At 62.1% G+C, this 19,995-nt stretch carries 17 protein-coding genes and 1 pseudogene; 4 read left to right on the top strand and 14 right to left on the bottom strand.

Translation table 11 applies throughout. The annotated features are described in order from the left end of the window. Positions 1–61: 61 nt before the first annotated feature. The 5 genes and pseudogenes from C0Z19_RS15235 to C0Z19_RS15215 form a co-directional block, all read right to left on the bottom strand. Complete coding sequence (locus C0Z19_RS15235) at positions 62–1,561, bottom strand: aldehyde dehydrogenase family protein (RefSeq protein ID WP_102610674.1); 1,500 nt, start codon at positions 1,559–1,561, stop codon at positions 62–64. Between the two features lie 216 nt (positions 1,562–1,777). Further along, positions 1,778–2,515, bottom strand: coding sequence for a response regulator transcription factor (locus C0Z19_RS15230; protein WP_102610805.1), 738 nt, complete (start codon positions 2,513–2,515; stop codon positions 1,778–1,780). Between the two features lie 182 nt (positions 2,516–2,697). Continuing rightward, positions 2,698–3,564, bottom strand: a complete 867-nt coding sequence (locus C0Z19_RS15225; protein WP_102610673.1) for a MoaF C-terminal domain-containing protein — start codon at positions 3,562–3,564, stop codon at positions 2,698–2,700. 122 nt (positions 3,565–3,686) lie between these two features. Further along, a pseudogene (locus tag C0Z19_RS29170) lies at positions 3,687–3,881 on the bottom strand (IS66 family transposase); the annotation flags it as partial. Between the two features lie 279 nt (positions 3,882–4,160). Further along, entirely contained in the window at positions 4,161–5,540 is a 1,380-nt protein-coding gene (locus C0Z19_RS15215; RefSeq protein WP_233196154.1) for a carboxymuconolactone decarboxylase family protein, read from the bottom strand. A gap of 92 nt (positions 5,541–5,632) precedes the next feature. On the opposite strand from C0Z19_RS15215, the gene C0Z19_RS15210 reads away from it, so the two are divergent. The 3 genes from C0Z19_RS15210 to C0Z19_RS15195 all read left to right on the top strand — a co-directional run bounded on the left by C0Z19_RS15210 (position 5,633) and on the right by C0Z19_RS15195 (position 10,378). Next, positions 5,633–6,550, top strand: coding sequence for a LysR family transcriptional regulator (locus C0Z19_RS15210; protein ID WP_102610672.1), 918 nt, complete (start codon positions 5,633–5,635; stop codon positions 6,548–6,550). A gap of 1,253 nt (positions 6,551–7,803) precedes the next feature. Next, a complete protein-coding gene (gene asnB, locus C0Z19_RS15200; RefSeq protein WP_102610670.1) occupies positions 7,804–9,576 on the top strand; it encodes an asparagine synthase (glutamine-hydrolyzing) in 1,773 nt (590 codons plus the stop codon). Between the two features lie 184 nt (positions 9,577–9,760). Beyond that, positions 9,761–10,378, top strand: a complete 618-nt coding sequence (locus tag C0Z19_RS15195; protein WP_102610803.1) for a polysaccharide deacetylase family protein — start codon at positions 9,761–9,763, stop codon at positions 10,376–10,378. Here the strand turns inward: C0Z19_RS15195 and C0Z19_RS15190 are convergent. Then, the gene (locus C0Z19_RS15190) at positions 10,349–11,308 is read right to left on the bottom strand and encodes a phosphotransferase family protein (RefSeq protein WP_102610802.1); all 960 of its coding nucleotides are present in this window, start codon (positions 11,306–11,308) and stop codon (positions 10,349–10,351) included. The genes C0Z19_RS15195 and C0Z19_RS15190 overlap by 30 nt on opposite strands. Before the next feature lie 22 nt (positions 11,309–11,330). Here C0Z19_RS15190 and C0Z19_RS15185 point away from each other — a divergent pair, with 22 nt between their 5' ends. Continuing rightward, positions 11,331–12,020 (top strand): cephalosporin hydroxylase family protein, encoded by a 690-nt coding sequence (locus C0Z19_RS15185; RefSeq protein ID WP_102610669.1) that lies wholly within the window; start codon positions 11,331–11,333, stop codon positions 12,018–12,020. On the opposite strand, the gene C0Z19_RS15180 is transcribed toward C0Z19_RS15185, so the two are convergent. From C0Z19_RS15180 to C0Z19_RS15150, 8 genes are all read right to left on the bottom strand, one after another. After that, on the bottom strand, positions 11,977–13,182 hold the full coding sequence (locus C0Z19_RS15180; protein ID WP_102610668.1) for a glycosyltransferase: 1,206 nt from the start codon (positions 13,180–13,182) through the stop codon (positions 11,977–11,979). The two genes, C0Z19_RS15185 and C0Z19_RS15180, sit on opposite strands and share 44 nt — an antisense overlap. Before the next feature lie 7 nt (positions 13,183–13,189). Beyond that, positions 13,190–14,242, bottom strand: coding sequence for an asparagine synthase-related protein (locus tag C0Z19_RS15175; RefSeq protein WP_102610667.1), 1,053 nt, complete (start codon positions 14,240–14,242; stop codon positions 13,190–13,192). After that, positions 14,239–15,111, bottom strand: coding sequence for a GTP 3',8-cyclase MoaA family protein (locus C0Z19_RS15170; protein ID WP_102610666.1), 873 nt, complete (start codon positions 15,109–15,111; stop codon positions 14,239–14,241). The genes C0Z19_RS15175 and C0Z19_RS15170 overlap by 4 nt, the downstream gene beginning before the upstream one ends. Further along, complete coding sequence (locus C0Z19_RS15165) at positions 15,108–16,106, bottom strand: phosphotransferase enzyme family protein (protein WP_102610665.1); 999 nt, start codon at positions 16,104–16,106, stop codon at positions 15,108–15,110. The genes C0Z19_RS15170 and C0Z19_RS15165 overlap by 4 nt, the downstream gene beginning before the upstream one ends. Then, positions 16,107–16,856, bottom strand: a complete 750-nt coding sequence (locus C0Z19_RS15160; protein WP_102610664.1) for a hypothetical protein — start codon at positions 16,854–16,856, stop codon at positions 16,107–16,109. It lies immediately after the preceding gene. A 428-nt stretch (positions 16,857–17,284) separates the two neighbouring features. Then, on the bottom strand, positions 17,285–18,265 hold the full coding sequence (locus C0Z19_RS15155) for an SH3 domain-containing protein (RefSeq protein ID WP_102610663.1): 981 nt from the start codon (positions 18,263–18,265) through the stop codon (positions 17,285–17,287). Between the two features lie 121 nt (positions 18,266–18,386). Beyond that, complete coding sequence (locus tag C0Z19_RS28010) at positions 18,387–19,385, bottom strand: hypothetical protein (protein ID WP_146012077.1); 999 nt, start codon at positions 19,383–19,385, stop codon at positions 18,387–18,389. A gap of 111 nt (positions 19,386–19,496) precedes the next feature. Continuing rightward, the gene (locus C0Z19_RS15150) at positions 19,497–19,979 is read right to left on the bottom strand and encodes a hypothetical protein (protein WP_146012076.1); all 483 of its coding nucleotides are present in this window, start codon (positions 19,977–19,979) and stop codon (positions 19,497–19,499) included. Between the last annotated feature and the right edge of the window lie 16 nt (positions 19,980–19,995).

Here is a 19,995-nt window from a genome sequence, read left to right as displayed (position 1 = left end):
ATCAAAATACCGATTGCGACAAGGTCTCCGACACTTTCGTACCGCCAACGCCCACTGCGCTTCAGTACGCAATGCAAACCGACTTCGTTTCGGTGAAACCCTCGATCGCATGTCGCCCAAACTCGCGACCGATGCCGGACTGCTTGTAACCGCCGAACGGCATACCGGGATCGAGCGGCACATGGCAATTCACCCACACAGTACCGGCCTCGATCTGTGGAACGAGGCTCATCGCCGCGCGCAGGTCGTTGGTCCAAAGGCTCGCGGCGAGGCCGTATGGGCTGTCGTTCGCAAGACGCAAGGCTTCGGCCGGGTCATCGAACGGCGCGAGCGCCAGTACGGGCCCGAACACTTCGTCGCGCATGATGGAGGCGTCGGGCGGAACATCGGCGATCACGGCGGGCCGCACATAGTAGCCGGGCGCATCGACCTGCGTGCCGCCTGCCAAAAACTGTAGCCCCTCTGCGCGGGCGCGTGCAAGGTGTTCTTCCACACGTGCGCGGTGGTGCGCGGAAACCAGCGGGTTGATCTGCGCGGACGGGTCGAGGCCGGGGCCCATCGTCATAGCGTTGGCGCTGTCGGCCAGCCCCTCGAGCACCTTCCGGTATTTGCTGCGATGCACATAGATGCGCGACACCGCCGCGCACACCTGCCCCTGGTTCAAAAGCCCGCCCGCGAGCACACCCTGCACCGCCTGGTCGACGTCGATGTCTGCGAGCATCACTGCCGGATTCTTGCCGCCGAGTTCGAGCGAAAAGCGCGTCATGTTTTGCACAGCCGCGGTGCCGACCCGCTTGCCGGTGGGCGTCGAACCGGTAAACGAAATTTTGTTGACGCCGGGATGCGCGGCAAGCGCGGCGCCGCATTCGGCGCCCCCCGTCACCACGTTGAACACGCCCGGCCCAATGCCTGCGTCGATGGCCAGTTCGGCCAGCCGCAACGCCGTGAGTGGTGTCTCGGGCGACGGTTTGATGACGACTGAGCACCCGGCCGCGAGTGCGGGAACCAGCTTCCAGACTGCAATCATCATCGGGAAATTCCACGGCACGATACCGGCTACCACGCCCACAGGCTCTTGCCGCGTGAACGCGGTATAGCGCGCGCCCGGCGGAAACGGGATCGACACGTCCAGCGTCTCCCCCACGATCTTCGTCGCCCATCCCGCCATATAGCGGACGTACTCGAGCGTCGCCGCCACGTCGATCGCACGGGCCACATTGATCGACTTGCCCTGATTGAGGGTCTCCAGCTGCGCAAGCTCTTCGGCATGCGCCTCCAACACATCCGCGAAACGCAACAGAATGCGCTCACGAGCGGCCGGCCGCAGCCCCCGCCACACACGTGCCTCGAACGCGGCCCGAGCGCTAGCCACGGCCTTGTCCACGTCAGCCGGATCGGCATCCGGCACTGTGGTTAGCACATTGCCCGTCGCGGGATCGAATACGTTCGACCGGCGCGGCGAATGGGCAAGGCAAATGGCGCCGTCCACGAAAAGGCCGTGTTCTCGTCCGACGAATGCACGGACGGCCTCGCATAGTGCGACTTTCGCATCGCTGCTCATATCGTTGATCTCTCGGCTCAGAGGTGAAATGGCGCGCCCGGTGTAGGTCTACCCGCAGCGTTCGCGAATCGGGCACCGATTGCTGCCTCCCCGACTCTAAAGAGCCGGCGCTGCGCGCGTTAGCGCAAATCGGCAGACGCACTGGAATTGCGGGTAAACCGCCGGGGGTTGCGCACCGGCGTGGGCAGCTCGAATATCTGCGCGGCGCGTGCTTCGTCAGTGGAAAAGCACACCGACCAGTTCGGTGCGACTTGATACGCCGAGTTTGCGGAACATGCGCAATAGGTGCGTCTTGACCGTGGGCTGGGCGAGCGCCAGATCGCGGGCAATCTGCTTGTTCGAGAGCCCGTTGCGAACCAGCCGCGCGACCTGTTGCTCGCGGTGCGTAAGACACGCCGCACGGTCCGCTGCCTCCGGCTTGGCCGGGGAGAAACACAAAGCAGGATCGCGGCGCAGCCTGGACTCCAGAACGAGTTCGAGCAACGGCGCAAGCGCATTCGCACTTTCCACCTCCGTTCGGGAAAAGGGCGCATCTGGCTCGAAACGCAGCAGCGAAAACGCGCCGACGACATCGTCATCGGCGCGCAGGAGTACTTCCATCACGTCGACCACGTGATGAGGCCGCAAGAAGCGTTGCCAGTAGACAGACTTGATGCGCAGCATCTCGGGCAGTTCACCGGCGAGCGTGAGCACGCTGCCTTGCTGTTGGATACAACGCGATGGATGTAACGGGTCGAGCAGGCAATAGCGCTGCAGATAGGTGCGATGCATCCCCTCCGCCAGGCCGAACAGTTCGAAGCCCGACGGCTGGCGGTCCCTGCCGATCCGGTAGAACACAGTCGCGCCTGGCCGCACAAGTTTGGCCAGTGTAGCCACGGCGGCTTCGAGCGCATGATCCTCGCGCGTTGCGTGCCGCGCAGTGGGGTAGGGGCGAATACCGGGGTCGCAGGACATCACGTCTCCTTCATGAGCCAGTCGAGTCTTTGCCCAATCGATCCTAGCAACCGGCGCCTCGAAGGCGTGAGCCTTAATCGGCAAATCCCCTTCCCTTCGCGAATGGACCGCCTCGCGCTGTGGCGTATTTGGCGGGCGAGCGCGCGTACCGGCGCCCCTTGCCCCTGGTCAGGACGACGTGTTCATTCGGGATACTGCGTGACGTTGAGCACCCTTGCGTGCGCACCGACCGGGAAATTGGAGAGCGCGTCGAAGCGGCTGCCGTGATAGCCGAAGATCTTGCCGTCGGTCTTCATCCGTTCGAGGTCGATCATGATGACGCCAAGCGTAGGCACGATCTTCTCGCGCCAGATGAACAGATACAGCGAGGTGTCGATACCAATCGTGTGACAACGGTCGACATCGCCCAGTCCCGCCTCCACGCCAGACAGGCATTGCCACGCGTAGAAGTTCTCGTTCAGGTAGATGTGCTCGTAGCGCTCGGTCGCGCTGTAGATATACAGGTTGCGCATGCCGATCAACTCCGTGGTCGGCTCATGGAGCCCGGCGCCGGGGGCTCCAACATCGGCGTCGATCCGGCCATGACGTATCTGCGCCTGCACGCCCGTTAGTTCCATTCCGCGCTCGACGCGCGTGAATGCGTCGATCCGCGTTTCCTTTTCGCTTGGTAGCGCACCTACGACGACAGTGCAAAGCTGTCTGCTCAGGTCCAGCACATAGCTAGTGCTGGACGCTCGCGGTTGGCCGTCTCCCTCCGCGAGCGGCTCGTCGGCGCCGATGTAATCCACGAAGTAGATGTCCGCGCGCAGCGAGGTCACGCGGCACACATGCCGCTCGCGGGGTTGTGCCGGCCGCACGGCCTGCGCCGGGACACGTTCGACTTCCACCGATTGCGCGGTGCCGAAATGCAGCGTATCGACGCTTCCATCCGCGAAGGTCAACACCAATGTGCGTCCTTCGAGATCGTCGACTGGCGCAAGAATGTGGCTATTGGGCGCAAAGCCGTCGGCGAGCGCGCCGACCTGGATGAACGCGGGTTGGGACGTCATGATGAAGCGGGCTCCTGTGGGACGAAGGCTGAACACACACCGCCCATTGAAAGGCGGCACATGCACCCACTCTACAGACGGGGCGCCGCGCGCGGCATCGATCAAAAGGATGACAAGGGCTGTTGAATGCTGTTGGCAATTGGCACGCTGTGTTCCTGGCGCAATCGGTACGTGTAATCGTTGCGTGTTTCGCCTGCGGGCGGCTCGCCCTTTGCGGGTGTCTCGACCCGATACGACGCCTTGAAGTACTCGAATGGCTGCGCTGCACGACCACCAGGCTTCCTCTGGATTTTGAGCGCATCGACGAACGCTCCGCGGGGCTATGCGCAAATCAGTATCAGCCAATCCGCCTACTGTCGGCGTCGCCGAACACCGGTAGAAAGAGCGCACGAATAGTACGTAAAGCAACGCCCGTACGGATTAACGAGATGCGTGCGGTCATCCTGTCTTTCGACGATACCTGGGCAGACCACCAATAAAGGCTTCCCGCACACGGAATGCACAGGATCCGCGTCGCAAGCGTCGCGTACCGACCGACCCCAAGCCGACGTAGACCGCTCCCAGAACCGGACGTCGAATCGGAGCAAAGCCGACATTCAGGAAATTAGCGCGCCTACTTCAGAATCGCTGCGCTTTCTGAATTCCTCGCCGACGACACGTATGCTTTCCTCGACTGCGGGATATCCGCGATAGGGAAGGAGGTTTAGCAGCGTTTCGACGATTTCCGCCTGCGTCGCGCCCGCCGTCAGCGCCGCATTCGCATGGACCCGCAGCGGCGTCTCCGTCGCTTTGCTTCCCACCGCGGCGAGCGCCGAGCATGCGGCAAGCTCGCGCGTTTTCGCGTCGAGCCCGGCACGGCTGAAGATGTCGCCGTAGGAGTGCTCGACGATCGCGCGGCCGATATCTGGGGCCAGGTCGTTAAAGCTGTTGACCACGGCCTCGCCCGCCTGGGCAGAAGTCTTGGCGAGTGTCGCCAATCCGCGTTCGCTGCGAGCCTTGCGAGTTTCAGAGACGATTGCATTCGCGCTTACCCAGCCGCCTGCCCCTTCTTTCTCTTTTTGCTCCGGCTTCGTGAAGACGGCGTTCGCAACCCCAAAGGCATTGAGAGCGCTAGGGAACCCGGCATAGACAGCCAGTTGCATCAGGGCTTCGGTGATCTCGGTGCGGGACAGGCCCGACTTGAGCCCGGCTTCGATATGAAGGCGGAGCAGATCGCTACGATTGCCGGCTGCCGCGAGCATCGAGATGATCGCGATCTGTCTTGCCTTTGGATTGAGTCCTTCGCGAACGAAGATCTCACCGAACGCAAACTCGACCGACCAGCGAGCGAGTTCGGGTGAAGTGCTTTCCAGCTTTTCCATGTACTCCTCCGGATTGGCCATCAAGTCGTCGAGCACCTCGAGACCCCGCTGATATCGCGCAGCGCCATCGTCGGACACTGGGGCTATCGGATCGAAAACTAGACCGCGCTCCCGAAAGATCTCGCGAACGATGCCCACGGCATTGATCGAGACCGGAAACCCCAGGATAGCAATCGCCTGGAACAGCATTTCGACCAATTCCGTTGGCTCGCCGCCGGCATTGAGGAAGCCGGTCATGTGATATTTCAGTTGCGGTTGCACGCTGCCATGGGCCATCAGCGCGGCAACGGTGGCGATCTGGCGAAGGCGCAGATCCAGCCCCGGCCGCGACAGGATGTCTCCGTAGGCAAATTCAACCGTGAATCGTGCCAAATCCGGGGCAACCTGCGCCAGACGGTGGACCGGGATATCGTAGCCCGCGCCACCGATCCTCTTCAGCACCTCTATACCCCGGGAATAACGTTCTGCACTGGTTCCGGCAGCGGAAGCGCCCAAGAGGGCCGTCACGCCTGTCTGAGCCGTAGATCCATTCATCTGTGTTTTGCCTTCGGCCGGTGCCAGCGTTCCGGCTGCGGTGATCCTCTGCGGAAAGTCCTTACGCTTGCACGTATCCATGTCTGATTTGCTCCTTCTCGAAGTCAGTGGAACGGAGCATACGGGCAGGAAGATGCAATGGGCCAAGACCAAATTCGTGATACCTTTTCTGCATGAGGATACGAATCGATCTGCGCCAGTTGGAGTGCTTCGTCGCAGTGGCGGAGGAAGGCACCTTCCGCGCCGCGGCCGAACGACTGCACATGTCACAACCGCCTCTAAGCCGCCAGATCAAACAGCTCGAGAGCGAACTCGGGGTGACATTGCTCAATCGCGATTCGGCGGGCGCGGAACTTACGACAGCGGGCAGCGCATTCCTGAAGGGGGCCAGGAAGACGCTGCTTCAGGCCGCAGAGGCGATCGAAACCGCACGACGGCATTCAAAGGGAACGCCCCGGCAGCTCAGGGTCGGTTATACCAAGGTATTCGACCCGGAGGTCTTTCCGTCCCTCGAGCCTGCCTTCAAGAAAGCGGTTCCTGACGGGTCCCTGGTTTTCGTTGCCGCCATTTCCGTCGAGCTTATCCGGCGCCTGCAGCGTGGCGCGCTCGATGTCGCCTTGATCGGACTGCCAAGCGCAACAGGGGATCTGGTGGTTGAACCGCTGCACAAAGAGCCGCTGGTCGCGGTAATCCCCGCACGGCATCCGCTCGCGCGACACAAAGTCCTGTCGATCGCGCAGTTGAATGACCAACCCCTGTTCTGGCCGCAGCGCCGAACAAATCCCGGATTCTTCGATCACTACGAGGAAGTGTTCGCGAAGCTCGGACATGCGCCGAGCCGCAGACTGACGGAACCCGCGGATCACCACCTCCTGCTGGCCGAAGTGGCGAACGGACGAGGCATCGGCTTCATACCGAAGTCGATGACGAAGGTGCGGCGCGCCGGTGCGACTTTCAGGCCGCTCAAGGAAAGGGAATTCTGGATCGGATTTGGCCTCGCCTACAGGAATGCGCAACACGCATCAGAGTTGGATGCGTTGTTACGCATCGCGCGGCGCAAAACGGCGTTGCTCCCTCCGGGCATGGAATAGCCACGGCCGTGCCGTTCGTCCTGTGGCGCTTCTGGCGCTGTGACGGCGCCCAGTGGACCGCATAGGAAAACCGTGTGCCGGATAAGGAAGACGTCGTGTGCTGGTGTGCCGAGCGCTTATAGCGAGTGGAGAGACCTATCGCGAACGTCTGCTTCCCGGTGAAGTTCACCCAGCGATCGAGTGTCCACAACTGGCCGAATTGCGCCGTTGCCGTCCCGATAGTCGCGCGAACAACGTGCTTCGACGATATCGTCAGTCGAACCCAATGGAGCAGCGGGCGCGTCCTTCGCTGCAAATGAGTGGGTTCGCGCCAGCGCGCGCGGGGCGATACTCCGTGTCTTTTCGCGGGCGCCGAGCCCTGGGGCGTGTGGAGTCGCCCGCCATCTGTCCCCAAGACGAACTTTATTCTCCCGAGACGGACTTTATTACACCGGATCAATGCTGATCCGGGAGAATAAAGTCCGTCTGAGGGACAGTTCGTAACTCATTGAATCGATAGGCTGCCGGCTTTCGATCATGCTCCCGCGCAAAGTCCGTCATGACGATCGGAAACCGCGGTTCGGCGATCCTGCCACGGAATAAAGTCCGTCTTGCGACATTTGAGACGCCAAAAACCAACAAAGGGAGTACGTCGGCTCCGACGTGGCATCAGGCAGCAGTCAGCCGAGAGGAGCCGCTCGAAGCACCGCTTCCAAAGCGGTCACTGACTCTGTCTATACTTTCTTAATTTGGCAAAAGGACTCCAGCCGCATTTCTCGCCGATGTACATTAGCGTGGGCGCGGCAAGCGCCGCTCCGCACGAATCAATGGGTGTTATTGCGCCCGAACCATAGAGCACCAACCATAAATGGCATCCAACAATATGAGCACCACGGTCATCACGAAGCGACCAAAGAAGGATCGAACCGAAATTCCACGAGACGTAGTGGCACGAATCCAATTTTGGTCGGATCGAACCCGTTGTGTATGCCGCGTATCGATCCAACCGTGATCGCGCATCTCTTGATGCCTGCCGCCCGACACGACCAGGGAGTGCCTGCGCGAGCTGACCGACACGCTGCACCTGCACGCGCAATTGGTGTAAGGCCCGAAGCGCAGCTGACCAGCGCCGCCGGTGTCGCTGCTGGCTCAGACACGCACTGCGCACCCTCCTACAGACTACAACGGCCGGGGCGGGGCTTGAACGAGGATGCCAAACGTCTGCTGTGGACCACGTTGTTACTCGCCCTCGACCACCTGGGTGTGACCGTCTGATGTGCGGGCTGGCTGGACTGATCCGTCATGACGGTCACGCACCGGCGCAGGTCGAGCGCGTGCTCGCCATGCGCGAGCGGCAACGGCATCGCGGCCCGGATGACCAGGGTTTGTGGCATGACCACTACGCCGTGCTCGCCCATAACCGCCTGGCCATGCTCGATGCCGAGCACGGCGCGCAGCCGATGTGCAGCGCCGACCATCGTTACGTGCTGGTCTACAACGGCGAGATCTATAACTACGCAGAACTGCGCCGCGATCTGGCCGCGTACTGGCCGTTCCGCACCAACACCGATACTGAAGTGGTACTTGCCGCCTATGCGGTATGGGGAGAGGCATGCCTGCGCCGCTTCAACGGCATGTTTGCGTTCCTGGTCTGGGACACACATCGACAGCAAGCTTTTGCCGCACGCGACCGGCTGGGCGTCAAACCGTTCGTTTACTTGCAGCAAGGCGGCGAATTCCTGTTCGCCTCCGAGGCGAAAGGATTGCTGCCGGCGATGCAAGCGCCGCGCGCGAATATTGAAGCCCTGCTGGAATACCTGGTGGCACCGTTCTTCAGCGGTGTAGCGCAGCCGATGTTCGATGGCATGGCCTACCTGCCACCCGGGCATCTGCTACGCCTGGATCGCCATGGCTTGCGGCTGTCACGCTGGTCACCCGAGATAACGGAAAATCTGGCCGCGACGGCCGACGATATCGCTCGCGCACTGCGCGACCGGCTGGCCGCGGCCGTCCGGCGCAGCCTGATCGCCGATGTGCCTGTCGGCCTGTTCTTCAGCGGCGGCCTTGATTCCACGCTTATCGGCGGCCTGGCACGCGCGGCAGGTGCGACGCCGCCCTGCTTAACCATTCGCTTCGAAGGTCATGATCGCTACGACTACGCGCGTTCGCTAATCGTGGCTTCCGACGATCAACCTTTTGCCGAACACGCTGCGTCGAAATTGGGCCTGCCACGCGAAGATGTAACGCCTTCGCGTTCCGCACTGGCTCACGACCTGTCGCGATTGGCTGCGCAAAACGATGCCCTGCCGGCATGGGAGCAGGAGCTGGCGCAACATCATCTGGCACGTGCCGCAAGCACGCGTCTCAAGGCGGTGATGGTAGGCGATGCGGCCGATGAAACGCATTATGGCTATCACTTTCTGCTTGACCCGCACGCTATCAGCGATCCCACCCATATCCTGCAGCGCTTGACTGCCGATCCGTATCTGCGTCACGGCCTGTTAGAACAACCGTTACAACACTACGGCAATGTCTATCGCAAACTGGCCATCGCAGCCGGACACGATTGGGATACGCCCGCCGGACGTCTGCGCGCCACGCAATGGCTGGTCCGTCATCGCTGGTTGCAGCGCCTGCTGCATAACGGCGATATCCATTGCATGGCACACGGGCTGGAAGCGCGCGTGCCGTTCAGCGATACCGAAGTGCTGGACCTGGCCGCCACCATTCCTCCGGAGCTGGCTTTACGCGATGGCGTGGAAAAAGCCATGTTACGCGAAGCCTCGCGCGGCGCATTGCCTGAAGCCGTGCGCTTGCGCAGAAAATCGGCCTTACCCAAGGATCAAGGCAATGGCGAGCTGTTGCGCCAGCACGTGCGTGAGATACTGGCCACGGATGCCGGGCGCATTGCCGGTTTGCTCGATGTGCCCCGGCTCCAGCGCCGTTGCGCCGATCCGTCCCCGCTCAACGAACATGAGCGCGCCGTGATGTTTCGGACCTGCGCACTGGCACACTGGTCGCGGATTCACGGCGTGAGCATGCCGTGAGACGAGCCTTGTGGAGACCTTGAAATAATGGCGAATCCAGGCTGGGCACCACCTGGGCGAATTGATGCGATCTGGTTCTGGCTGCATGTGCGTGTTCGGTGTGCATGGACTGCCTGTCGATAATGCCGAGGCCTCAAGGTCGATCCGTTCTTCATGCCCATAACGCGGCCATTCCAACGTGTACATATCAACTCGACTCAGTTTTGACGACGGTCCCGGACCGTCGACGCCTGAACTGCTGAACGTATTGCGCGCCGCGTCGTGTCAGGCTACATTTTTTGTGCTTGGGCACAATCTGGCGCAAGCGATGGACGTTGCAACCCAGGCCATCCGCGAAGGACACGTGCTGGGCAATCACACCTACTCGCACGCCCGGTCGGGCACGTTGTCTGATGCAGCGTTGAGCGATGAAATCGAACGAACCGATGCACTGCTCCGCGAGGCCTATCGGCTCGCTGACGTGCCGGTACCGGCTTCGATTCCGTTGCGGCTTCCTTATGGTCTGGAACCACAGGATGTGCGCAGTGACGTGCTCGCGCGCCTGAAGCGCAGCCACACGGGATGGACGGCCATTCTCGACGACTGGTGTCGGCCGCCGCCGTCGCCCCATGCGCTCGCGCAGAGCATGCGCCAGCATATCGCGGACGGGACGTCGCGCGGGCAGGATGTCCTGTTCTGTCTGCACGATAGCTCGCGCTTCGCGGAAGCGCGACCCGCGACCGTCGAGGCCGTACGGCTGCTGCTCAGCGATCCGGGCTGGCAGACCGGCCCGCTAGCGATCAGGCGGTGTACTGGCCAGTAACTGTCGCCAGCAGGTCAGGAAGCCCATACCCGGTCCTGGCGTCCATAGACCGCGCTGGGCGGCTTCCAGATGAATCAACGATTGGTCCGCACAGAACAGGTTCACGAGCGCGTCGCGTTGCAAATGCATCAGGTCCGAGACGGCGTCGTCAGGCAGCAGCGCGGCGTAGGCACGCAGGCCAGTGTCCCAAAGCCGGACGTCGAAAGTAAAACGGTCTTCATCGGTGACGTCGCGCGAGAGTGCGAATAGTGCAAAGGCGGCCTCCAGCCAGTGCGCGCCTTGCCCGACGTCGTCGAAATCCAGCACGCCCGTCACCGCTCCACTGGCGAACAGCAGGTTGCCGGCGTGATAGTCGCCGTGCAGCCAGCCCACCGGTCCGCGAATCCATTTCGCTGCCGCCGTCAGATGCATGCCGATACGCCACAGCAGCCCATCGTAGTGCGCCAGAAGGATGGTGGGCAAAGGCGGCACCGGCCGTACCGAAACCCGTGCGTAGCGCTCGTTGAGCCACGCGAGCGGATCGGACACGCTCGCGTCCATCGTCGCCATCGCCGCATGCAGACGGGCGAGCGTATGCATCGCGTCGACGATGGCTGGCTCCGCCTCGTCAGGCAGACCGGGCGCGCCGTCGATGTGCTCGAACAGGTGCAGCCAGCTACCATCATCGGCTTGTGCGTACGGCTGTGCGTTCACGGTCGCCTGGAATCGCGGTAGCGCGGGCAGTTGTGGCGACGAGCCGAGACGCTCCAGGATCGACGCTTCGCGCCGGACCTGCCCGGCGGATTTGCCGGGCCATGACACACGCAGCACGGCAGCGCGCGAGCCGCAGTCGATGCGATACGTTTTGTTAGTATGACCTGTCGATAGCGCCTGAACCCGCGTGGGCCGGATGTCCCAGTGCTTCATCAGCAGCAGTTCGAGTCTTTCCACGTCATTCATCATTGCATCGATCATGTCTGAGCGAATTTCGTCCCGTATGCGGGACATCAATATCGAATGGCTGACTCGAGCAGCCGAGTTCGACCATCTGTTTCATACGCGCTGGCTGGGTGAGCGCTTCTTTCATCTGCCGGGCGACATGCTCGCGATCCAGGAACTGATCTGGCGCGAACGCCCCGACTGTATCGTGCAAACAGGTGTTGCGGCGGGGGGCGGCGTGGTGTTCTCCGCATCGATGCTGGAACTGACAGGCAACAAAGGCCGCGTCATCGCCATCGAGCCGCGTCTGCGCGACGAGGTCAAAACGCGTCTGCAATCGAGCCGGCTGGCGCATCGCATGGTGCTGATCGAAGGCGAATCGTGCTCGGCCGTGACGCTGGCGTCGGTCCGCGAACAGATCGACGGCTGCGCCTCCGTCATGGTGATCCTCGACCTCACGCATACGCACGAGCACGTCCTGCGCGAGCTGGAATGCTACGCGGGACTCGCGACGCCAGGCAGTTACGTGATCGTCATGGACACCATCATGGAATACCTACCGGAACGGATGTTTCATGGCAAGGCTTACGGAAGGGGCAACAACCCCGCCACCGCCGTGCAGGCTTTCCTCGCTCGCGACACGCGCCTCGAAGTCGACGGCGATATTGAAGACCGCGTGCTCATGACGCTGTCGCCGGGCGGCTTCCTGAAGCGAGTTCGATGATACGGCGTGCAGCGTGCGCCGATCCGTCGCGCCGGTAACTCGCGGCGATCCGCGCGGCTTGCTCGCGCAACGGACCCGGGCGCAGCAGATCGCCGAGCGCGGCGGCGATGTCCAGCACCGTTGCCTGCTCCAGATCCAGACGGCGTCCCGCGCCGGCCCGTTCGACGAACCACGCCGAATGGAACTGGTCGTTGCAAAACGGCGACAGCAGCATGGGGACGCCGCAAGCCAGCGCTTCCATCACCGAGTTGGCGCCGCCGTGGTTGATGAACGCCTGCGAGCGCCGCAGCAGGGCCAGTTGCGGCGCGTAGCGTACGGCGACGACCCACTCGTCCGCGGCCGGCAGCAGGTCTGTGTCGACCAGTTCGCCGACGGACAGCACGAGTTGCGCGGAGGTGGCGCGCGTCGCCTCGATGACTTTCGCAAACAGATCCGGCTGGTAGTACAACTGGCTGCCCAGCGACATATAGACGAGCGGACGGGACACGTCGAGGCGTTCCCACGGAAAAGGCCGCTCGTCACCGCGCGGGCCGGCCGGCAGCGCGGGACCGACCAGCTCGACACCTTGCGGTGGCTCGCCGACGAGATCCTCGGTGGTGAAGGCGAGCGTCAGGTGCGGCGAGAGCACGTCGCAGCCGCGAAAACGCGCTGCGATTCCATAGCGTGCGAACAGGCGGTCACGTTCCGGCGCGAGCCATCGCACCGTGCCGAGCAGTTCCGAGTCGAGCGAATCCGGCAGCACCGGATTCAGCGAGTTCGACATCGCGACCCACGGCAAGCCCTCCAGTTCCGCAGCGATAGCCGATGCGTAAAGCAGCGGATCGATCACCACCACGTCAGGCCGCCACTGCCGCAAGATCGCTCGCAGTCCGTCCACCTGCGCGGGCGTCTGCTCGATCAGCAGCGTGTGTATCCAGCGCCGCAGCCAGGCGGAGTCGCGAATGCTCGCGGCGAAACTCGCACCACGCGACAGATCGTGGCGCTCGGGCGTATCGCGTGGTCCGAGAAAAGCAAACGCGCCCGCAGCGTCGAGTTGCGCGCTGATGTCGGCGGGTGCATAGAACGCGACTTCGCAGTCCGCCGCCTGCAAATGCTGTGCGGGGCCGATGCAGGGGTTGACGTGTCCCTTTTCGGGCACCACGCAGAACAGGATACGTTTCATGGTCGTTTTATAGCAGGCGCGTGGCCGCGCCCAGGTGGTCCAGGGTGAGTGTCAAGGTTGTCCACAGCACACGTTCGGTGTCGGCTTCGAGCGTAGGAGCGGGCAGCCCGAGCGATGCGGCCAGCGCGCGGATGCGCTCGCGTTCGAGCCACTCGCCGAGGTCCATCGCCGGCGCCAGCCGGCCTCGCTTCGGACCATGCACCAGCCGCCCGGGCAGGTGCAGGCGTGCGCCGAGTTCGCGCAGACACTGCTTGTGCGGATCGGGCGGGATGCTGGTCAGATGCGCGACGACGTTCGGGTCGACGAACGGCGGACACAGGCTAACCGAGGCTGCCCCGAACAACGCATTGCATAGCGGCAGATAGTTGGCGGACTGGTCGCGGCGCAGCACCTGGTCCGCGCCATCGCCGGTAACGGCAAGTTCGATGCCATCTTCGGCCATCGCTTCGGCCAGCAGTAGCTTCGCGACCGGATGCAGGTTGAACATCGGTTCCTCGACAATGTGCGTCGCCCTGGGCAGCGCCGCCACGAAGTCGGCTTCGCTCACTCGCACCATCTTCACGTTGGCCTGCATCTGCGTCGCCAGTTCGAGCGCCGCATCCCCCTCGCAATAGTCGGGCATGCCGGTTGCCAGAATGTACGAGCTCACGTGCTGCTGTGCGCCGAGCTCGCGCAGCAGAGCAAGCAGGAGCGCGGAGTCCAGCCCCCCGCTCAGGGCGAGCGCGACGCGTTTCCCGCTTTCGAGCGCACGTTGCAGCGAATCGCGCAGCACGGTCTCCAGATCGCTGTGGAACGGCTGGCTGGGTGCGTCGCACACGTCAAGGCCTAGCGGCGACTGGGTCAGCGCATGGCCTGGCGGAACGGCCAGCACGTCGCGCAACACCGTGTGTGCGACGGGGCGCTCGCCGCTCAGATAGCCGGCGATAGCGGCCACGTCGGGTTCGCCTGCTTCCTGTCCCGATGCCAGGAGCACTTGCCGGATGCTGGGCGCCCAGGTGCCGCTGCGCGGATGGTAGAGGAGGCGCTGGAAGCCGAAGAGATCTCGCGTGCCGACGATCATGGATAGCGCGCCTTCAAGGTGTCCACTTCGATGCGCCGCATGATGCGGTGAGGCGCCTGTGGCGCACTGCCGCCGTAGCAATGCAGACAGGCTTCGAGCGGCGCTTCGCGTTGCAGATAGACCAGCAGTGCGTCGAGCATGCCGGCGTCGTCTCGCAGCGGCAGGCCGTCGGAACGGAAGTCGCGCTCGCCCTGGTACAAGGTCTGAAAATGCGCCGGGCGCGTGCAGGTATAAAACATGCCATCACGGATCATGTGACATCGTTCGCGAATCCAGCAGTCGCGATAGATGCGCTGCGCCTCGGCGAGGTCGTCGCATGGCTGCGCGCGGGTCATGCTCGAGAACGCGTCCTGTGCCTTCCAGTTCAGACGCACGTTGAAGCGCGCCGCCTGGGCTTCGATATGCTCGATCAAAGCCGGCGCGAGTGACGGCTTCGGATAGCGCGAGATCGTCAGCGCATCGACCGCTTGCCAGAAATCGTCCGTCATGTCGCCGAGTTTCAGGCCATTCGTCGTGATGGAAATGACCGGCGCGATACCCGTCTCGCGGACGCCCAGGATAACGTCGACGAGTTGCGGATGCAGCAGCGGCTCGCCGCCGACCAGTTTGAAGACGCGGGGATTCAGCACCTTGACGGCCTTGCGCAGATCGTCGACGACCGACCCGGGTGTGGCGTACCACGCGGGCAGCAGCGGCGACAGCGAACAGCATTCGGCGCAGGTCAGATTGCAGTGATCGACGATGTGCGCTTCCAGCGATCTCGTCTCGACGCGCCCCGCGGACACGCGATAGTGACGGTCCATGGGCGGCGGAAAGAAATGCGTTCGTCCATCGGACGACGTCGTGCTCAGGGGAGCGTTCAGGTTCATGGGCTTCCTGCGTCCAGGCAACGGGAAAAGAAATCGATCAGGCGGCCACGCGCACCGAGCAGCGTCGACGCCATCTTCATCGCGCCGTGCAGATGCACGGCGAAGCGTGGCGCATCGTTCAGCCAGCCTTGCACTACCCAGCGCTTGAGCGCGTGTTGCAGACAGGCGGCATCGACTGCCCACGCGATCCGGTCGGCATGCAGCGGCCGGACTTGCAGATAGGCCTGCACGAACGCCGCGGCGAGGTCCGGCGCTTCCAGCGGCAGATGATTAAGACAACGTATCACTTCGAATTCGCGCGGTGCGCCGATTGCCGCTTCCCAGTCGAGAATGATCGGCGGCAAGGTGCCGTCGAACAGATAGTTGAACTGGTTGTAGTCGTTGTGGATCGGATGCTGCGGGTCGCCGGCGGGAAAAGCGTCGATGCTGCCGGGGTAGTGTGTGTCGAGCATGCGCAGGCATACATCGACAAAGACGCGTAGCAGCGCGCCATCGCCGTCCCGCGGCGTGTGCCCGATTGCGTCGAGCAGGTCGCGGCGCGTGTCGTCTGCGTCGATTGTGATGAGGCGCGCGCGAATCGTGTCGAGCGCCCGCAGCGTCAGCCGGTCGAGGCTCAGATGCAAGGCGGCGAGGCTCGCGCCGAGCGCGCGCCACTCGGCAGGCGCGAACGTGTCGTACGTGCGAAATTGCCCGGCTTCCCAGCGCGTGAGCATCGCCTGAGCGTCGCAGCCGGTCCATGCCGGTGCGCCGTCTGCGGTACGTTGCAGGGTCTGGACGCGAAAGCGCGCGTCGCCATGCGCCGCAAGATGCGTGAGTACAGTGGCTTCCTTGTTCGCTCGCGTGTGCTGCCCGGCGGTGTAGAGCTTGACGGCGACGTCGCCGCTTGCGGTTGGCAAATGCCAGACCCGTTCGCTGATCCGGCGCGCGGGGCCGCTTTGCTTCAGCGCATAGGCCTCGCAGATCGCGTCGAAGGGCGCGCGCAGTGGCTGGTCCATTCAGATCGGCTCGGCCGGGCCGTAGCGATACGGATGGCCGCTCAGAAACGTGTTGTGGCCGACATAGCGCAGCTTGTACATCGCCGGGCGGAACAGGACCGAGGGATCGTTGCGGGCGATGCCGAGGAGCGGATACAGATCGCGGCGGACGAAGAAGGCGTTATTGCCCATGTCGTCGCAACACACCAGTTCGTAGCCTTTGCGTTTGGCGAGATGATGCAGCGATTCGAGGCTGGCTCCGTAATAGGTCGAGCCGTCCCATTCGTGCTCGGGGTTAAAGCACATGACCCAGCGCTCGGGCGGCGCGTAGTACGGGTTGTATTCGATGACCACGATGCGCGGCCGGAAAGCCTCCAGGCGCTGCCAGACCCAGTAATCGTTGCCATCGATGTCGATCGAAAGCAGATCGAACGCTTCGGGCATGCCTGCGTCCGAAAGCAATCTGTCCACGGTGTCCGGCTGGACGCGTTCATGGCGAAGCTGGACGCCGTCGGCGCAGCCGTAGTTCGCCTTGAGTTTGTCGTAACGATAGCGGCTGCCTTCGACCAGCAGCCCCTGCCATCCGCCTTCACGCAGCAGCAACGCGGTGTTGCTGTTGCGTATGCCATCGCTCGCGCCAATGTCCACGCAGAAGCGGTTGGTCGGCGCAATCCGTTCCATCAGGCGCGCGAGAATGGATTCTTCGCTTCCCTGGGCATACAGGCTTTGAGCGAGACCCGACAGGTCGAGTGGGGCAACAGAGTCCTGCATGGATGGTTGCGCGGCGGAGCGATGGATTGGTCGGAAGGGTAAATGTACCTGAGATCCGGCGTAGTCAAAATGTCGGCGCGACGATGCATTGGCATCGCGACGGAACGGGCCCAGGCGGGATCGGGCCAGGCTTTCTTCAGTGACCGGACGCAGTGCGTCGGGCTCCTCCCTCACCCCGGACGCATGAATGGTACCGGCTACTTATCCAGAGCGCAGGTGGTCAACACGTGCCCGACCACGGGGACACCCTTGATTGGAGTTGCCCCTGTAACTCAGTCCTCGCCGTTGTTGCAAAGTGTCTCTTCTTCCTGCGACGATTGATCCTGCGCACTCACCGCATCGCATGTGAAGAGCGACAACAGGGCAATCGTAAAAACTGCTGCTATACGCATCCGATATCCGACTGACGCCAGTTGCGCCGACGCACTTCAGCGAGTGATGTCCTGTCGCTGCAACCAGGCTTCCAGCGGCGCTTTGCCGGCGCGGATGTAGCGGATTCGCACCCAGTCTGGCTTCTCTTCGCCAATCACCTCCACATGATCCCCGCGGATCAAATACCCGTGCCTGTTGCTTCCCACCGAGGGGCGTTCATAGAGCCAGGACCGGGCGACCTTTACTGTCCATACCGGCGCGGAAGTAAGATCCGCTGGAGCCGCGCCAGCAGGTGCCGAGCTGCTCGTGACGCGGGAAGAGTCACCAAGCGCAGCCTGTATTCGAGCGTAGTAGCCTGCATTTTCTGCACTCGGTGGATCGCACGCTCGAAGATTCTCAATGCCAAGCGCAACGCGCAAGAACGGCTTGATATCGGTGGTCTTGGCCTGGCTGAACTGCGTCCAAACGTCCCGGGCCGTCGGTTTCTCAAGGGCCACCATCGATTCAGAAACTTGTTTGCCCGAGTCAAGTTGACTATGCCAAACCGCTTTTTGGGCGTCCCATGTTCCACCACAAACGACCCCGGTGTAGTCGCGTGCGACGCATCCCGTCTGCGTGTCTAGGATCGGGCAGTACTCGCGACTTGCTACGGTGGGCTTACCGTCCTCGGTTTCCGTCACTCCGTTGCGTGTGATGTCTAGCACTACATATCGTCCGTCGTGTGAGCGAGCCGTGGCACCCACACTCGAGAAAATGACCCCGCCTTCGGTTGTGAGCGGTTCGTCGGGAATGATCGGTAGCGTGCTGCCGTCCGGCCGCGTAATCGTGAGACGCGTCCAACCGGAGCCGAACGTGCGGCTCAATTCGGGCGAGACGGGCTCCGAATAAATCAGCCGCACATGGTTTGGGAAATCCAGCTCGGGCCGATCCTGCGCAGACCACACCTGTTGAGAAGCCAGCAACGCGGGGATCAGCAAGAAGTGGCGAATTGCTATGCTCATGGTCAGCCGACCCATCTCCCAGTGGCTTGCGGTCATGAACGCGTTGACTATGGCGCGACGATCTGGATGAGAGGTCCTCATCTTGATTGACGCGTGGCAGTTGCCGAATGCGCCGGCCGAACGCGACAGGATTAATGCGACCAGGCCGCAAGTCACATCATGGCTTGATCGTTAGTTGTTCTGCCTTACTCCATCGGAGAAGATGCTTGCCAGAAGCGTTGACATAGTCCACGTAGGCCCAGCCGGTTGGCACCTGCTTCAATACTGTCACAGTATCGTTCCGGACCAGATACGCACGGCTCGCGCGCGCGTCATTTGGCGCGGTATAGAGCATCGCTTTTTCTACCGATACGATTCCTACGAGATGCTCCGTTTCCGTCGGTGACGGGAGGGGCGTATTCGGAGCACTATCTCCCACCTTCGAGAGTCCCGCCTCTATGAGTCGCGCCTCGCTTTGCGCACCCGCGGCGCGCAAAGCAATCGCAATTTTCTGATACGCCTGACGACTGGCAGGCGACGGTGGATCGCAACGCAGAACATTGTCCGCGCCGGAATCATCATCAACTATTGACCGTGGCGGCTGACCAGCGCTTATAAAGTGCAGTACTCGATTTGCCGATGGCCGGTCCCGCCTCAGCATTACGTTTGTCTGATCGTCTGTGCCCCACTGCGCGGGCTGACCGGCCTGCCAGCCCGCGCCGCATATCTCACCCGTTTGATCCGCAGTAATGCATCCGGTGCGTATCTTGATGACGGAGCAATACTCCCGACTGAGTACAGACTCCGACTGCCCTGGCCCCGACGAAACCATGCCCGATTCGACTCGCCCAATTACCACATATTGGCCGGACGGCGAAATATCGCTTTCGTTCGGTGGTTCGATTTCGGCGCCGGCGGTATCCGATTTTCCGATTCTTGGTAACAAACTGAACGTCGCTCCATTCGGAAAATGAAAAACCGCGCGTTGACAGGAGCGCTCGGGCAAGAGCGCTTGAGGATTCGAAGCGGTGCTATAAAGAATGGCCGCTCCACCCGGCAATGAGAACCGGAACGTGGAGGATGACGTCGCGGCAAGCGCTTGTTCGGCAACGCCGCTCATCAGCGGGACAGCCGCCAAAATTATCGCGATGCGACGAACAACATGAATTCCAGACAAACAGATTCCAAATTTACGACAACAGGCATTCATGAATTTTGACGTTGCTTTATCAAGACTAACCGATCAACGCGCGGGTGACGCCAGCGTCCCCGCCGCGGTGGCACAATCTCAGTGGATATCGACCTTCGACACCGGCGCATCATTGATTCCATCGAAAACCTTGTTCGAGAAGCTCTTGTATCTCGAAGCCTGACATTCCTTATCGAATACTATCTTTCCTTTTTTCGATACATAAATTCCACCGGGCGAAACCGAGGAAACGACATATGTGTACGGCCCATTCGAGAATTTCAAGTGCAAGCCACGAATGCTTCCTTCTGAAACGTCTGTGATCTTGACCGTGCTGACAGGTGGTGTGCTCATATTTGGAAATGCGAAAGCATTGTCCTTTGTACCGTACCGGTATTGCACATAACCCTGATCCGGCGCGGTGTTGCCCTTCGCGCACACAGAGACGGTCTTTCTGTTCTCTAGCGGACAGCTGAAATATACGTCCTCGCCGTTGTTGCAAAGTGTCTCTTCTTCTTGCGACGGCTGATCCTGCGCGCTCACCGCGTCACATCTAAAGAGCGACAACAGAGCAATCGTCAAAACTGCTGCTATACGG

Source organism: Trinickia soli (assembly GCF_002879855.1).
In the GTDB taxonomy this organism is placed as follows: Bacteria; Pseudomonadota; Gammaproteobacteria; order Burkholderiales; family Burkholderiaceae; genus Trinickia; species Trinickia soli.
The sequence above is the reverse complement of the archived record's forward strand: the minus strand, read 5'-3'. Positions and strand labels throughout refer to the sequence as shown.

Coding starts and splice junctions, on each gene's coding strand:
- C0Z19_RS15185 (WP_102610669.1), top strand. CDS start 11,331: ATGTCTGAGCGAATTTCGTCCCGTATGCGGGACATCAATATCGAATGG.
- C0Z19_RS15180 (WP_102610668.1), bottom strand. CDS start 13,182: ATGAAACGTATCCTGTTCTGCGTGGTGCCCGAAAAGGGACACGTCAAC.
- asnB (WP_102610670.1), top strand. CDS start 7,804: ATGTGCGGGCTGGCTGGACTGATCCGTCATGACGGTCACGCACCGGCG.
- C0Z19_RS15155 (WP_102610663.1), bottom strand. CDS start 18,265: ATGACCGCAAGCCACTGGGAGATGGGTCGGCTGACCATGAGCATAGCA.
- C0Z19_RS15230 (WP_102610805.1), bottom strand. CDS start 2,515: ATGTCCTGCGACCCCGGTATTCGCCCCTACCCCACTGCGCGGCACGCA.
- C0Z19_RS15210 (WP_102610672.1), top strand. CDS start 5,633: ATGAGGATACGAATCGATCTGCGCCAGTTGGAGTGCTTCGTCGCAGTG.
- C0Z19_RS15160 (WP_102610664.1), bottom strand. CDS start 16,856: ATGCAGGACTCTGTTGCCCCACTCGACCTGTCGGGTCTCGCTCAAAGC.
- C0Z19_RS15235 (WP_102610674.1), bottom strand. CDS start 1,561: ATGAGCAGCGATGCGAAAGTCGCACTATGCGAGGCCGTCCGTGCATTC.
- C0Z19_RS15225 (WP_102610673.1), bottom strand. CDS start 3,564: ATGACGTCCCAACCCGCGTTCATCCAGGTCGGCGCGCTCGCCGACGGC.
- C0Z19_RS15165 (WP_102610665.1), bottom strand. CDS start 16,106: ATGGACCAGCCACTGCGCGCGCCCTTCGACGCGATCTGCGAGGCCTAT.
- C0Z19_RS15215 (WP_233196154.1), bottom strand. CDS start 5,540: ATGGATACGTGCAAGCGTAAGGACTTTCCGCAGAGGATCACCGCAGCC.
- C0Z19_RS15175 (WP_102610667.1), bottom strand. CDS start 14,242: ATGATCGTCGGCACGCGAGATCTCTTCGGCTTCCAGCGCCTCCTCTAC.
- C0Z19_RS15170 (WP_102610666.1), bottom strand. CDS start 15,111: ATGAACCTGAACGCTCCCCTGAGCACGACGTCGTCCGATGGACGAACG.